The organism is Pseudomonas sp. P7548 (assembly GCF_013386585.1).
Classification (GTDB): Bacteria; Pseudomonadota; Gammaproteobacteria; order Pseudomonadales; family Pseudomonadaceae; genus Aquipseudomonas.
Map to the genome: position 1 here is coordinate 92294 of NZ_JACARO010000007.1, position 13686 is coordinate 105979.

Sequence of the window (13686 nt, forward strand, 5' to 3'; positions counted from 1 at the left end):
AGGGAAAGGCCGGTGTAGGATGCGCGCCGTTCGGCGCAGGCCGACACCTCTTTTCGTTCCACACCCTTTGGAACCCGAAATAGCTATGGCATCGCGTAAATTTGGACTCAACCTGGTGATCGTGCTGGCAATCGCCGCGCTGTTCACCGGCTTCTGGGCGCTGATCAACCGCCCGGTCACCACCCCCAACTGGCCTGAACAGATCTCCGGGTTTTCGTACTCGCCGTTCCAACAAGGCCAGTTCCCACAGAAAGACCAATACCCGACTGACGATCAGATGCGCCAGGACCTGGCGATCATGAGCAAGCTGACGGACAACATCCGTACCTACTCGGTTGACGGCACCCTGGGAGACATCCCCAAGCTGGCGGAAGAATTCGGCCTGCGGGTGACCCTGGGCATCTGGATCAGCCCGGACCTGGAACGCAACGAACGTGAAATCCAGCGCGCCATCGAGTTGGCCAACAGTTCGCGCAGCGTGGTACGGGTGGTGGTCGGCAACGAAGCGCTATTCCGCGAAGAAATCACCCCCGAAGCGCTGATCGTGCTGCTCGACCGGGTGCGTGCCGCCGTGAAAGTGCCGGTGACCACCTCCGAACAATGGCACATCTGGGAAAAGAACCCGCAACTGGCCAAGCACGTCGACCTGATCGCCGCGCACATCCTGCCGTTCTGGGAATACATCCCGATGGACAAGGCCGGCCAATACGTACTCGACCGTGCCCGTGACCTGAAAAAACTGTTCCCGAAAAAGCCCTTGCTGCTGTCGGAAGTCGGCTGGCCGAGCAACGGCCGTATGCGCGGTGGTAACGAAACATCGCCGGCCGACCAGGCCATTTACCTGCGCACGCTGGTGAACAAGCTCAACCGCCAGGGCTACAACTACTTCGTGATCGAGGCGTTCGACCAGCCGTGGAAAGTCAGTGACGAAGGCTCCGCCGGCGCCTACTGGGGCGTGTACAACGCCGCGCGCCAGCAGAAATTCAACTTTGAAGGCCCGGTGGTCGCGATCCCGCAATGGCGCGTACTGGCCATCGGCTCGGTGGTACTGGCACTGCTGTCGCTGACCTTGCTGATGATCGACGGCTCGGCCCTGCGCCAGCGAGGCCGTACCTTCCTGACCTTTATCGCATTCCTGTGCGGTTCGGTGCTGGTGTGGATCGGCTACGACTACAGCCAGCAATACAGCACCTGGTTCAGCGTGACGGTCGGCGTCTTGCTGGCACTCGGCGCCCTCGGCGTGTTTATCGTGTTGCTGACCGAAGCCCATGAGCTGGCCGAGGCGGTGTGGACCCACAAACGTCGGCGTGAATTCCTGCCGGTTGAAGGGGATTCAGACTACCGCCCAAAAGTGTCGATCCACGTGCCGTGCTACAACGAGCCGCCGGAGATGGTCAAACAGACCCTCGACGCCCTGGCAGCCCTCGATTACCCGGACTACGAAGTCCTGATCATCGACAACAACACCAAGGACCCGGCCGTCTGGGAGCCGGTGCGCGACTACTGCGAAACCCTCGGCCCGCGCTTCAAGTTCTTCCACGTCTCGCCCCTGGCCGGTTTCAAGGGCGGCGCGCTGAACTACCTGATCCCGCACACCGCCAAGGATGCCGAAGTGATCGCGGTGATCGACTCGGACTACTGCGTGTCGCCGAACTGGCTCAAGCACATGGTGCCGCACTTCGCCGACCCGAAAATCGCCGTGGTGCAGTCGCCGCAGGACTACCGCGACCAGAACGAAAGCACCTTCAAGAAGCTCTGCTACGCCGAATACAAAGGCTTCTTCCATATCGGCATGGTCACCCGCAACGACCGTGATGCGATCATCCAGCACGGCACCATGACCATGACCCGTCGCTCGGTGCTCGAAGAATTGGGCTGGGCCGACTGGTGCATCTGCGAAGACGCCGAACTGGGCCTGCGCGTATTCGAAAAAGGCCTGTCGGCGGCGTATTACCACGACAGCTACGGTAAAGGCCTGATGCCGGATACCTTCATCGACTTCAAGAAGCAGCGGTTCCGCTGGGCCTATGGCGCGATCCAGATCATCAAGCGCCACACCGCCAGCCTGCTGCGCGGCAAGGACACCGAGCTGACCCGTGGCCAGCGCTACCACTTCCTCGCGGGCTGGCTGCCGTGGGTGGCGGACGGCATGAACATCTTCTTCACCGTGGGCGCCCTGTTGTGGTCGGCGGCGATGATCATCGTGCCGACGCGCGTCGACCCGCCGCTGCTGATTTTCGCGATCCCGCCCTTGGCGTTGTTCGTGTTCAAAGTGGGCAAGATCATCTTCCTGTACCGCCGCGCCGTTGGCGTGAACCTCAAGGATGCGTTCTGCGCGGCCCTCGCTGGCCTGGCGTTGTCCCACACCATCGCCAAGGCGGTGCTGTACGGCTTCTTCACCAGCAGCATTCCGTTCTTCCGTACACCCAAGAACGCCGATAACCACGGCTTCTGGGTCGCGATTTCCGAAGCCCGGGAAGAGATGTTCATCATGCTGCTGCTGTGGGGCGCGGCGCTGGGGATCTACCTGGTGCAGGGCCTGCCCAGCAACGACATCCGCTTCTGGGTGGTGATGCTGCTGGTGCAGTCGCTGCCGTACGTGGCGGCGCTGATCATGGCGTTCCTTTCGTCGCTGCCCAAACCTGCAGCGACGCCGGCGCCTGAACCGGCCGTGTAAAAACTTGCGCAATGCACTAAACGGCGGCCTCTGGCCGCCGTTTTGCTATAAGATAACGGCCGTTTTGTTGGATCAGCCAAGCGCCGATTGCCTTATGTGGGAGCGGGCTTGCTCGCGAATGCGGTATATCAGCCAATACATGCGTAGCTGACACTCCGCATTCGCGAGCAAGCCTGCTCCCACATTAGAATTTCGCCATTTCAAGTTCTGTATTCCACATGCGTCCTGCGCCCATTACACGCTTCCGGAGCTTTCCATGACGGCCCATGCCGACCTTTCGCCGACCCTTCAACTTGCCATCGACCTGATCCGTCGCCCCTCGGTCACGCCGATCGACGCCGATTGCCAGAAGCTGATGATGCAGCGCCTGGGCGACGCCGGTTTTGCGCTCGAGCCGATGCGTATTGAAGACGTGGACAACTTCTGGGCCACCCACGGCAAGCACGAAGGCCCGGTGCTGTGCTTTGCCGGTCACACCGACGTGGTGCCCACCGGCCCGGTGAACGCCTGGCAGAACGACCCGTTCGACGCGCTGATCGACGAAAACGGCATGCTCTGCGGGCGTGGCGCGGCGGACATGAAGGGCAGCCTGGCGGCCATGCTCGTGGCATCGGAGCGTTTTGTCACCGACTACCCGGACCACCGCGGCTCGGTCGCGTTCTTGATCACCAGCGATGAAGAAGGCCCGGCGCACCATGGCACCAAGGCCGTGATCGAGCGCTTGGCAGCCCGCAAGGAACGCCTGGACTGGTGCATCGTCGGCGAGCCGTCGAGCACCACCCTGGTGGGCGATGTGGTCAAGAACGGCCGTCGCGGTTCCCTCGGCGCCACCCTGACCGTACGCGGCGTACAAGGCCACGTGGCCTACCCGCACCTGGCCAAGAACCCGATCCACCTGGCCGCCCCGGCCCTGGCAGAGCTAGCGGCCGAGCACTGGGATGACGGCAATGCCTTCTTCCCGCCAACCAGTTTCCAGATCTCCAACCTCAATTCCGGTACCGGCGCGACCAACGTGATCCCGGGCGACCTGACGGCGGTGTTCAACTTCCGTTTTTCCACCGAGTCCACCGTCGAAGGCCTGCAGCAACGCGTGGCGGCGATCCTCGACAAGCACAACCTGGACTGGCACGTGGAGTGGGCGCTGTCGGGCCTGCCGTTCCTCACCGAACCCGGCGCCCTGCTGGATGCCGTTTCGGCCAGCATCAAGGCGGTCACCGGCCGTGACACCAAGGCCTCGACCAGTGGCGGCACGTCCGACGGGCGTTTCATCGCCACCCTCGGCACCCAAGTGGTCGAGCTGGGTCCGGTCAACGCGACGATCCACCAGGTCAACGAACGCATCCTGGCCAGCGACCTCGATGTGCTGACCGAAATCTACTACCAGACCCTGATCAAGTTGCTCGCCTGATGCTCGCCTGCCCCCTTTGCAGCGCCCCGCTCAACGCGGTGGACAACGGTGTGGCCTGCCCGGCCGGGCACCGTTTCGACCGCGCGCGCCAGGGCTACCTGAACCTGTTGCCGGTGCAGCACAAGAACAGCCGCGACCCGGGAGACAACCTGGCGATGGTGGCGGCGCGCCGCGACTTCCTCAACGCCGGGCACTACGCTCCGGTGGCCAGGCGCCTGGCGGAACTGGCCGCCGAGCGCGCACCACAACGCTGGGTGGACATCGGCTGTGGCGAGGGTTACTACACCGCGCAGATCGCCGATGCCCTGCCCCAGGCCGATGGCTACGCGCTGGACATCTCCAAGGAAGCGGTCAAGCGGGCCTGCAAGCGCAACCCGGCGCTGACCTGGTTGATCGCCAGCATGGCCCGCGTGCCGTTGGCGTCAGGCAGCTGCCAGTTTCTGGCCAGCGTGTTCAGCCCATTGGATTGGGAAGAGGCCAAGCGCCTGCTCAGCCCAGGCGGCGGTTTGATGAAGGTTGGCCCGACCAGCGGTCACCTGATGGAACTGCGCGAGCGGTTGTACGACGAAGTGCGCGAGTACACCGACGACAAGCACCTGGCCCTGGTGCCGGAGGGCATGAGCCTGGCCCACAGCGAGACGCTTGAGTTCACCCTGAGCCTGGCCGAGCCTGCAGACCGCGCCAACCTGCTGGCCATGACGCCCCACGGCTGGCGGGCCAGCGCCGAGCGCCGCAACGAAGTGATCGAGGCCGTCGAACCGCTGAAGGTCACGGTGTCGATGCGCTACGATTATTTCGTGCTTCAATAACCGACTTTTCCGCGAATGGATTTTCGAATCCCGCAACGAGGAATATCCATGCGCCAACCTGATATCGAGATTTACCTGAAGGACGCCGACGTCGACCACAAGGCCATCGCCGCCTGGCTGGGCGCCGCCTTGGGTCCGTGCTCCGACTGGGTCCAGAAGGGCCAGACCTACAAGTGCAAGGCCGGCAGCGTGCCCGTCACCTGGCTGCCGAAAGCTGTAGGCAAATGGAACAGCCTGTACCTGGAAAGCGACCAGACCCCGTGGGACGACGACATCGCCTGCGCCCGAGCTGCGTTTGCTGTGCTGAACGTTGAAGTGCGTTGCGCACCGGGGACCTGGGTCGAGGAAGAAGGTGAAGAAAGCGCCGACACCTGGATTCGCATCAGCGCCGACGGTGAAGAGCAGATCACCTGGAAAACAGCCTGATTTAACACTGCAAACCCAATCAATGTGGGAGCTGGCTTGCCTGCGATGCAAGCACCTCGGTCTTTCAGGCAGACCAAAGTGATGCTATCGCAGGCAAGCCAGCTCCCACAGTTGATTGTGGTGATGCTTAAAGACCCACCACATCCTCAGCCTGCAAACCCTTCTCGCCGGTCACCACGGCGTACTCCACCTGCTGGCCTTCAGCCAGGGAACGGTGGCCTTCACCGCGAATGGCGCGGTAGTGCACGAACACATCCTTGCCATCCTCGCGCTGAATAAAACCATAGCCCTTTGCATCGTTGAACCACTTCACATTGCCGGTTTCGCGCGTTGCCATCTGTTTTGCTCCCACATGCTTTTTATTGTTGAGTCAGTCGCATTGAACTGCCGAGTATATGACAGGCTCAAAAAGCTTCAACTCAAGTTTATTTAGCCGCTTTTTTGCCGATTTTCGGCGAATACGGCACACTACCCGCCCGAGCACCTGCTCGGTTTTTTCCACTTGAAGCAGCACGCCTATGACCCGCTCCCCGTTCCGCCGTCTGGTGTTTGGCACCTTGCGCCGACTGTTGTACCTCTGGGTTCGCTCGGAGACGATCAACCAGTCGTCCCTAACCCTTAACCTGGACCGCAGCCGGCCGGTGTTCTACGTCCTGCAATCGCCCTCCCTCACCGAACTGGCGGTGGTCGATGCCGAGTGCACCAAGGCCGGCCTGCCGCGCCCGGTGCTGCCGGTGTCGGTCGGCCCGTTGATGGAACCGGCGGCGTTCTTCTACCTCACGCCAGATCCCGACTGGCTCGGCCGCCAGGACAAACGCGGCGCACCGCCCACCCTGACCCGGCTGGTCAACACCCTGACCGAACACGCCGAAGAGAATGCACAAATCATTCCGGTCAGCGTGTTCTGGGGCCAGTCACCCGAAAGCGAGTCCAGCCCGTGGAAGCTGCTGTTTGCCGACAGTTGGGCTGTGACCGGGCGTCTGCGCCGGCTGTTGAGCATCCTGATCCTGGGCCGCAAGACCCGCGTGCAATTCTCTGCGCCTATCAACCTGCGTGAATTGATCGAGCACAATAAAGGCCACGAACGCACCGTGCGCATGGCCCAGCGCATCCTGCGCGTGCACTTTCGTAACCTGAAAACTGCCGTAATCGGTCCCGATTTGTCACACCGTCGCAACCTGGTGAAAGGCCTGGTCAACATGCCACTGGTGCGCCAGGCCATCGCCGACGAAGCCGAGCGGGAAAAGATCAGCCCCGAAAAAGCCAAGGCCCAGGCCCTGCGCTACGGCAACGAGATCGCCTCGGACTACACCTACACCGCGATTCGCTTCCTTGAAGTGGTATTGAGCTGGTTCTGGAACAAGATCTACGACGGCATCAAGGTCAATAACATCGAAGGTGTGCAAAAGGTTGCCCAGGGCTACGAGGTCATCTACGTGCCTTGCCACCGCAGCCACATCGACTATCTGTTGCTGTCCTACCTGCTGTTCAAGAACGGCCTGACCCCGCCGCACATCGCCGCCGGCATCAACCTGAACATGCCCGTCATCGGCAGCCTGCTGCGCCGTGGCGGTGCGTTTTTCATGCGCCGCACCTTCAAGGGCAACCCGCTGTACACCTCGGTGTTCAACGAATACCTGCACACGCTGTTCACCAAAGGCTTCCCGGTGGAGTACTTCGTCGAAGGCGGCCGTTCGCGCACCGGGCGCATGCTGCAACCCAAGACCGGCATGTTGGCGATTACCCTGCGCAGTTTCCTGCGCTCCTCGCGCATGCCGATCGTGTTCGTGCCGGTGTATATCGGTTATGAGCGCGTGCTCGAAGGCCGTACCTACCTCGGCGAACTGCGAGGCGCGAGCAAGAAGAAAGAATCGATCTTCGATATCTTCAAAGTGGTCGGCGCGCTCAAGCAGCGCTTTGGCCAGGTCGCGGTCAACTTCGGCGAACCGATCAAGCTGGCCGAATTCCTCGACGCCGAGCAGCCGGACTGGCGCACCCAGGACCTGGGCCCGAACTACAAACCGGCCTGGCTCAACGAGACCACCAACCGCCTGGGCGAACAGGTGGCGCGCCACTTGAACGAAGCCGCCGCGGTGAACCCGGTGAACCTGGTAGCGCTGGCGTTGTTGTCCACCACCCGCCTGGCCCTGGACGAACAGGCCATGGCGCGCCAGCTCGACCTGTACCTGGCCTTGTTGCGCCGTGTGCCTTACTCGCCCCATACCACGCTGCCGGAAGGCGATGGCCTGGCGCTGATCAAGCATGTGAAGGACATGGACCTGCTGTCGGAGCAAAGTGATGCTCTGGGCAAGATCCTGTACCTGGACGAACAAAACGCCGTCCTGATGACCTACTACCGCAACAACGTGCTGCACATCTTTGCCCTGCCGGCGTTGTTGGCGAGCTTCTTCCAGAGCAGCTCGCGCATGAGTCGCGAACAGATCCTGCGCTACACCCACGCGTTGTACCCGTACCTGCAATCGGAGCTGTTCATCCGCTGGTCGCTGGACGAGTTGGACACAGTGATCGACCAATGGCTGGAAGCCTTTGTCGAGCAAGGCCTGCTGCGTTTCGAGAACAACGTGTACCTGCGTCCGGCGCCAAGTTCGCGGCACTTTGTGTTGTTGACCCTGCTGTCCAAGAGCATTGCCCAGACCCTGCAGCGCTTCTACATGGCGATCTCGTTGCTGCTCAACAGCGGCCAGAACAGCATCAGCGCCGAAGAGCTGGAAGACCTGTGCACCATCATGGCCCAACGCCTGTCGATCCTGCATGGCCTGAACGCGCCGGAATTCTTCGACAAGAGCCTTTTCCGACATTTCATCCAGACCCTGCTGGAGCAAGATGTACTGCGCCGCGATGAAGCCGGCAAGCTGAGCTACCACGACCTGCTCGGCGAACTGGCCGAAGGCGCGGCAAAACGTGTGCTGCCCGCCGAGATTCGCCTGTCGATTCGCCAAGTGGCGTTGCATCGCGTCGACGGTGCTGCGGAGGCGCCGGTGGAGCCTGAAGCGCCCAAACCTGAAGAAAGCCGCTAGATTGAATAAGGCGTCGGGCGGTTTCCGACGCCGTTGACAAGGAGCTGTACCATGAAAAAGATCATTCTCCTCGGCCTCACGGCCTTGCTCGGAGCCTGCCAATCGATGAATCCTGCGCCCAAGGCCAGCCTCGACGGCGAGGTGTTCTACCTGCAACGCATCGCCCTGCCGCCTGCCGCCACCCTGAGTGTCAGCCTGCAGGACGTGTCGTTGATGGACGCGCCGGCCGTGACCCTCGCCGAACAGAAAGGCCCAGTCAAAGGCCAGGTGCCGCTGCCGTTTCACTTGAGCTACGACCCTGCCCAGGTCAAGCCGGGCCACAGTTATTCGGTGAGCGCTCGCATCGAGCTCGATGGCAAGCTACTGTTTATCACCACCGAGCGACACACCGTGCAACTCAACGGCCAGGACCCACAACCGCTGCGCCTGCGGGTTGATGCCGTCGCGCACTGACACTTTCCAGTACACCCGATCAAAAGGAAGCGCCCATGCTCCGTAACTCCCTTCGCCTCACTGCCCTGTGTGCCGGCCTGCTGCTCGGCGCCAACGCCCTGGCCCTGGACCTTGGCAGCCTGTCCCAGGGCGATGCCTCTGGCGGCCTCAAGGACGCGCTGACCCAAGGCGCGCAGATCGCCGTGAAACAGCTGGGTGTACCCGGTGGTTTCAGCAACAACCCGGAAGTGAAGATCGGCCTGCCAGGCAAACTGGGCAAGGTGGCCGACAAGCTGAAGATGTTCGGCATGGGTGACCAAGTCACGCAACTGGAAACCAGCATGAACAAGGCGGCCGAATCCGCCGTGACCCAGGCTCAGCCGATCCTGGTCAATGCGGTGAAGAACATGAGCGTGACTGACGCCAAGGGCATCCTCACCGGTGGCCAGGACTCGGCGACGCAATACCTGAACAAGAGCAGCCGCGAACAGATCCGCGCCAAGTTCCTGCCGATCGTCAAGGCCGCAACCGACAAGGTTGGCGTAGCCCAGCAATACAACGCACTGGCCGGCAAGGCCGCAGCCTTTGGCGCAGTGGATGCCAAGAGCGCAAACGTCGAGAACTACGTGACTGAACAAGCGCTGGACGGCCTGTTCAAGATGATTGCCCAGCAAGAAGAAACCATTCGCAAGAACCCGGCGGCGGCAGCCACCAGCCTGGCGAAAAAGGTGTTTGGCGCGCTGTAACTGCCCTGCCCTTTCACTGCGCCCAGATCGCTGGCTACGGATCTGGGCGCAGTTGTTTCAGGCCAGCCGCTTAGCGATTAAACGCAAACAGCGGATACGAAGGCCGAGTAGGGTAAAGGTGCCCCGGGTCGGGAAACGGCTCGCCGTGTCCTGGCTTACAGTGAGGGTCGTGGCCGTACCCTGGCCCGGTTGGATAGGGGCGGTGATGATGGCCATACCCAGGCCTCAGTGGGTTAGCAGGTTCAAAGCCCTTGTGCGGCAGGTTGTTCCCAAGCAAGGCCCCGAGAAACGCGCCTTTGAAAGCCGCAATCGCTGATAAGATCGTCATGTGACACTCCATACACTCATTGAAATAGGCTGGCTCGCCACTGGCGAGGTCCTGGCCCGTGCCTGTCCATCAGGCAAATCTGAGTGGAGTGCGACGGGCAAACGTTCCGAATGCCCTGACACCTGTTTGCGTCTGCATGTAAACGCCGCACAGTGTGCTTCAGTGAAATACCGAGTCGGCCAGCCGTCCCATCATGAGCGTGGCAAAGCAGCAGATCGCCACGGAGGTCACACGGTTGATCCTCAATGGCGTCAGCCACGCCTTTTGAAGGCCCTCGAACCGACTGCCCAGCAGGATCCAGGCCGTCCCTACCGGTATCACCACCACCGCAAGCGTCAGCATGAACCCTGTATACCCTTGCAGCGTGGCAAAGGCGTTCGCCGGTGCGATAAACGAAACTATCAACAGGCCTTTGGGGTTCATCACCGTCAGCCAGAAAAAGTACAGCCCGCTGAAGCGATCCCTTCCCGGATCGCGATCGCCACTGTTGCGTTGCCATAACTTGAACGAGATATAGAGCAGGTAGCAGGCCGCGACCAACTGGGTGAGCTTCAACGCCCACGGCGAATAGGCCGCCAGGTATTGCAGCGCCACGCCCCACGCGGAGACCTGGAGCAGGTACGCCAGGCATTCGACAAGCACCAGCCGCCACGACGCCCGATACCCGAACAACACCCCGGCGCGAAACAACAGGGTATTGGTCGGGCCAGGGGCAAGCAGCAACAACAGCAGGGCTGAAACGGTGGCCAGCATGATTACGCGACGTCCTTCCTCACTCGGAACCACGCAGCATACAGGGCTGGCAAGAACAATAGGGTCAACGCCGTCGCCACGATCAAACCGCCCATGATCGCCACGGCCATCGGGCCGAAGAACACGCTGCGCGACAGCGGGATCATCGCCAGCACCGCCGCGAGGGCGGTGAGAACGATCGGCCGGAAGCGTCGGACGGTGGCCTCGATGATTGCCTGCCACGGTGCCAGGCCCGCCTTGATGTCCTGCTCGATCTGGTCCACCAGGATCACCGAGTTACGCATGATCATCCCCGACAGGGCGATGGTGCCCAGCATGGCCACGAAACCGAAGGGCTGGCGGAACACCAGCAGGAACAGGGTCACCCCGATCAAGCCCAATGGCGCGGTCAGAAACACCATCGCGGTGCGCGAGAAACTGCGCAGTTGCAGCATCAGCAACGTCAGCACCACCACGATAAACAGTGGCACACCGGCTTTGACAGAGTTCTGTCCACGAGCGGAGTCTTCAACCGTGCCGCCCACTTCCAGCAGGTAGCCGTCCGGCAATTCGGCGCGCACACCTTCCAGGGTCGGCAGGATTTGCTGGACCAGGGTGGCCGGCTGTTCCTTGCCATAGATATCGGCGCGGATGGTGACCGTTGGCAGGCGATTGCGGTGCCAGATGATGCCTTCCTCAAACCCATATTCGAGGGTGGCGATCTGCGACAGCGCGACGCTTTTGCCGTTGTCGGTCGGCACCGCCAGGCTTGGCAGCAGCGACAATTCGGTGCGCTCATGCGCGGTGCCACGCAGGAGGATTTCGATCAATTCGTTGTCCTCCCGGTACTGGCTGACGCTGGAGCCGGTCAACGAACTCTGCAGGAATTTCGACAAGTTGGCGGTGCTCACGCCGAGGGCGCGGGCGCGATCCTGGTCGATATTGAGGTAGACGATCTTGCTCGGTTCTTCCCAGTCCAGGTGCACGTTGACCACATGGGTGTTTTCGCGAACCTTGGCCGCCACCTTGCGCGCCAGCGCACGCACTTCTTCGATGTGCTCGCCCGTCACGCGGAACTGCACCGGGTAGCCCACGGGCGGGCCGTTTTCCAAACGGGTGACGCGCGAACGCAGGTCGGGGAATTGTTCGTTGAGGGTCTCGATCAGCCAAGTGCGCAGGCTTTCACGCTCCTCGATGGTTTTGGCCAGCACGACAAACTGGGCGAAGCTGGCGGCAGGCAATTGCTGATCCAGGGGCAGGTAGAAGCGCGGTGAGCCCGTGCCGACATAGGCCACGTAGTTATCGATGCCCGCGTGCTCCTTGAGCAGTGCCTCCAGGCGCTTGACCTGATCGGCGGTGTTGCTCAGGGAGGCGCCTTCGGCCAGTTTCAAGTCGACCATCAACTCCAGGCGACCGGAAGCCGGGAAGAACTGTTGCGGCACAAAACGAAACAGCGCAACCGAGCCGATAAACAGCAGCAGGGTCAGGACGATCACAGTTTTGCGCCGACGCACGCACCACTCCACCAAGCGCCTTACACGCTGATAGAACGGCGTGCCGTAGGGATCAGGGCCGTCGGTGCCATGCTTGGCCGCGTGAATCTTCGCCAGGTCTGGCAGGAGTTTTTCCCCCAGGTACGGCACAAACACCACCGCCGCGACCCACGAGGCCAATAGCGCGATGGTCACCACCTGGAAAATCGAGCGGGTGTATTCGCCAGTACTCGATTGCGCGGTGGCAATCGGCAGGAACCCGGCCGCCGTGATCAGGGTGCCGGTGAGCATCGGGAACGCGGTGCTGGTCCAGGCAAAGCTGGCAGCCTTGAGCCGGTCGTACCCCTGCTCCATTTTGATCGCCATCATTTCCACGGCGATGATCGCGTCATCCACCAACAAGCCCAGGGCCAGCACCAACGCGCCCAGGGAAATCTTGTGCAAACCGATGCCGAGGTAATACATGGTGGCGAAGGTCATCGCCAACACCAACGGGATTGCCAGGGCTACCACCATGCCGGTGCGCACGCCGAGGGAGAAGAAGCTCACCAGCAACACAATGGCCAGTGCCTCGGCCAACACCTGGACGAATTCACCGACACTGGTTTTCACCGCGGCCGGCTGGTCTGACACCTTGCGCAACTCCATGCCTGCCGGAAGGTTCTTCTGCAGCCGCGCGAATTCGCCTTCGAGCGCCTTGCCCAGCACCAGGATGTCGCCGCCGTCACGCATGGCCACGGCCAGGCCGATCGCATCGGCGCCCATGTAGCGCATGCGCGGCGCGGGCGGGTCGTTGAAACCACGGTGGATGTCGGCGACATCGCCGATGCGGAAGGTTCGGTCACCCACGCGAATCGGGAAATTGCGGATCTCCTCCACACTTTTGAAGTTACCCGACACGCGCAACTGCACACGCTCGGTCGGGGTTTCAAAGAAGCCTGCGGTGGAGACCGCGTTCTGTTCCTGCAAGGCCTGCTGCACTGCCGCCAACGGCAAGCCGAGGGTGGCCAGCTTGAGGTTGGACAGTTCGATCCAGATCTTCTCGTCTTGCAGGCCCAGCAACTCAACCTTGCCCACATCCGGCACGCGTTGCAGTTGAATCTGGATGCGGTCGGCGTAGTCCTTTAGCACGGCGTAGTCGAAGCCATCACCGGTCAGGGCGTAGATGTTGCCAAAGGTGGTGCCGAACTCATCATTGAAAAACGGCCCCTGGATATCCGGCGGCAAAGTCTGGCGGATGTCGCTGATCTTCTTGCGCACCTGGTACCACAGCTCGGGAATCTGCGCCGAGTGCATGGAATCGCGGGCCATGAAGGTGACCTGGGATTCCCCTGGGCGCGAGAATGACACGATGCGCTCGTAGTCACCGGTTTCCATCAGCTTCTTTTCGATACGCTCGGTGACCTGGCGCGAGACTTCCTGGGCCGTCGCTCCCGGCCAGTTGGTTTTGATGACCATGGCCTTGAAGGTGAAGGGGGGATCTTCACTTTGCCCCAACTTGGTGTAGGACAAGGTGCCGACTACGGCCAGCAGGATCATCAGGAACAGTACGATCTGGCGATTACGCAACGCCCATTCGGAAAGATTGAAACCCATC

At 61.6% G+C, this 13686-nt stretch carries 10 protein-coding genes; 7 read left to right on the forward strand and 3 right to left on the reverse strand.

The window, feature by feature from the left end; all coding sequences use genetic code 11:
• Positions 1-85 precede the first annotated feature (85 nt).
• The 4 genes from HX803_RS03640 to HX803_RS03655 all read left to right on the forward strand — a co-directional run bounded on the left by HX803_RS03640 (position 86) and on the right by HX803_RS03655 (position 5320).
• A complete protein-coding gene (locus tag HX803_RS03640; RefSeq protein WP_178919041.1) occupies positions 86-2677 on the forward strand; it encodes a glycosyltransferase in 2592 nt (863 codons plus the stop codon).
• A gap of 256 nt (positions 2678-2933) precedes the next feature.
• Positions 2934-4085 carry a succinyl-diaminopimelate desuccinylase gene (gene dapE / locus HX803_RS03645; protein ID WP_178919043.1) on the forward strand — a complete coding sequence of 384 codons (1152 nt, stop codon included), beginning with the start codon at positions 2934-2936 and terminating at the stop codon, positions 4083-4085.
• Positions 4085-4894 carry a putative RNA methyltransferase gene (locus tag HX803_RS03650; RefSeq protein ID WP_178919045.1) on the forward strand — a complete coding sequence of 270 codons (810 nt, stop codon included), beginning with the start codon at positions 4085-4087 and terminating at the stop codon, positions 4892-4894. Before dapE ends, HX803_RS03650 begins: the two co-directional genes overlap by 1 nt.
• Positions 4895-4942: 48 nt before the next feature.
• Entirely contained in the window at positions 4943-5320 is a 378-nt protein-coding gene (locus tag HX803_RS03655; RefSeq protein WP_178919047.1) for a hypothetical protein, read from the forward strand.
• A gap of 127 nt (positions 5321-5447) precedes the next feature.
• Here the strand turns inward: HX803_RS03655 and HX803_RS03660 are convergent, their stop codons facing one another.
• Positions 5448-5657, reverse strand: a complete 210-nt coding sequence (locus HX803_RS03660) for a cold-shock protein (protein ID WP_003219353.1) — start codon at positions 5655-5657, stop codon at positions 5448-5450.
• 181 nt (positions 5658-5838) lie between these two features.
• Here HX803_RS03660 and plsB point away from each other — a divergent pair, with 181 nt between their 5' ends.
• Genes plsB through HX803_RS03675 form a run of 3 tightly spaced genes read left to right on the forward strand, consistent with a single transcriptional unit; the run spans position 5839 to position 9536 of the window.
• Positions 5839-8358 (forward strand): glycerol-3-phosphate 1-O-acyltransferase PlsB, encoded by a 2520-nt coding sequence (gene plsB / locus HX803_RS03665; protein ID WP_178919049.1) that lies wholly within the window; start codon positions 5839-5841, stop codon positions 8356-8358.
• A gap of 51 nt (positions 8359-8409) precedes the next feature.
• On the forward strand, positions 8410-8811 hold the full coding sequence (locus HX803_RS03670; RefSeq protein WP_178919050.1) for a YbaY family lipoprotein: 402 nt from the start codon (positions 8410-8412) through the stop codon (positions 8809-8811).
• A 35-nt stretch (positions 8812-8846) separates the two neighbouring features.
• Entirely contained in the window at positions 8847-9536 is a 690-nt protein-coding gene (locus HX803_RS03675; protein WP_178919052.1) for a DUF4197 domain-containing protein, read from the forward strand.
• A 487-nt stretch (positions 9537-10023) separates the two neighbouring features.
• Here the strand turns inward: HX803_RS03675 and HX803_RS03680 are convergent, their stop codons facing one another.
• Together HX803_RS03680 and HX803_RS03685 are read right to left on the reverse strand one after the other, a co-directional pair.
• Positions 10024-10617, reverse strand: coding sequence for a LysE family translocator (locus tag HX803_RS03680; RefSeq protein WP_178919053.1), 594 nt, complete (start codon positions 10615-10617; stop codon positions 10024-10026).
• Between the two features lie 2 nt (positions 10618-10619).
• The gene (locus tag HX803_RS03685; RefSeq protein WP_178919054.1) at positions 10620-13685 is read right to left on the reverse strand and encodes an efflux RND transporter permease subunit; all 3066 of its coding nucleotides are present in this window, start codon (positions 13683-13685) and stop codon (positions 10620-10622) included.
• Between the last annotated feature and the right edge of the window lies 1 nt (position 13686).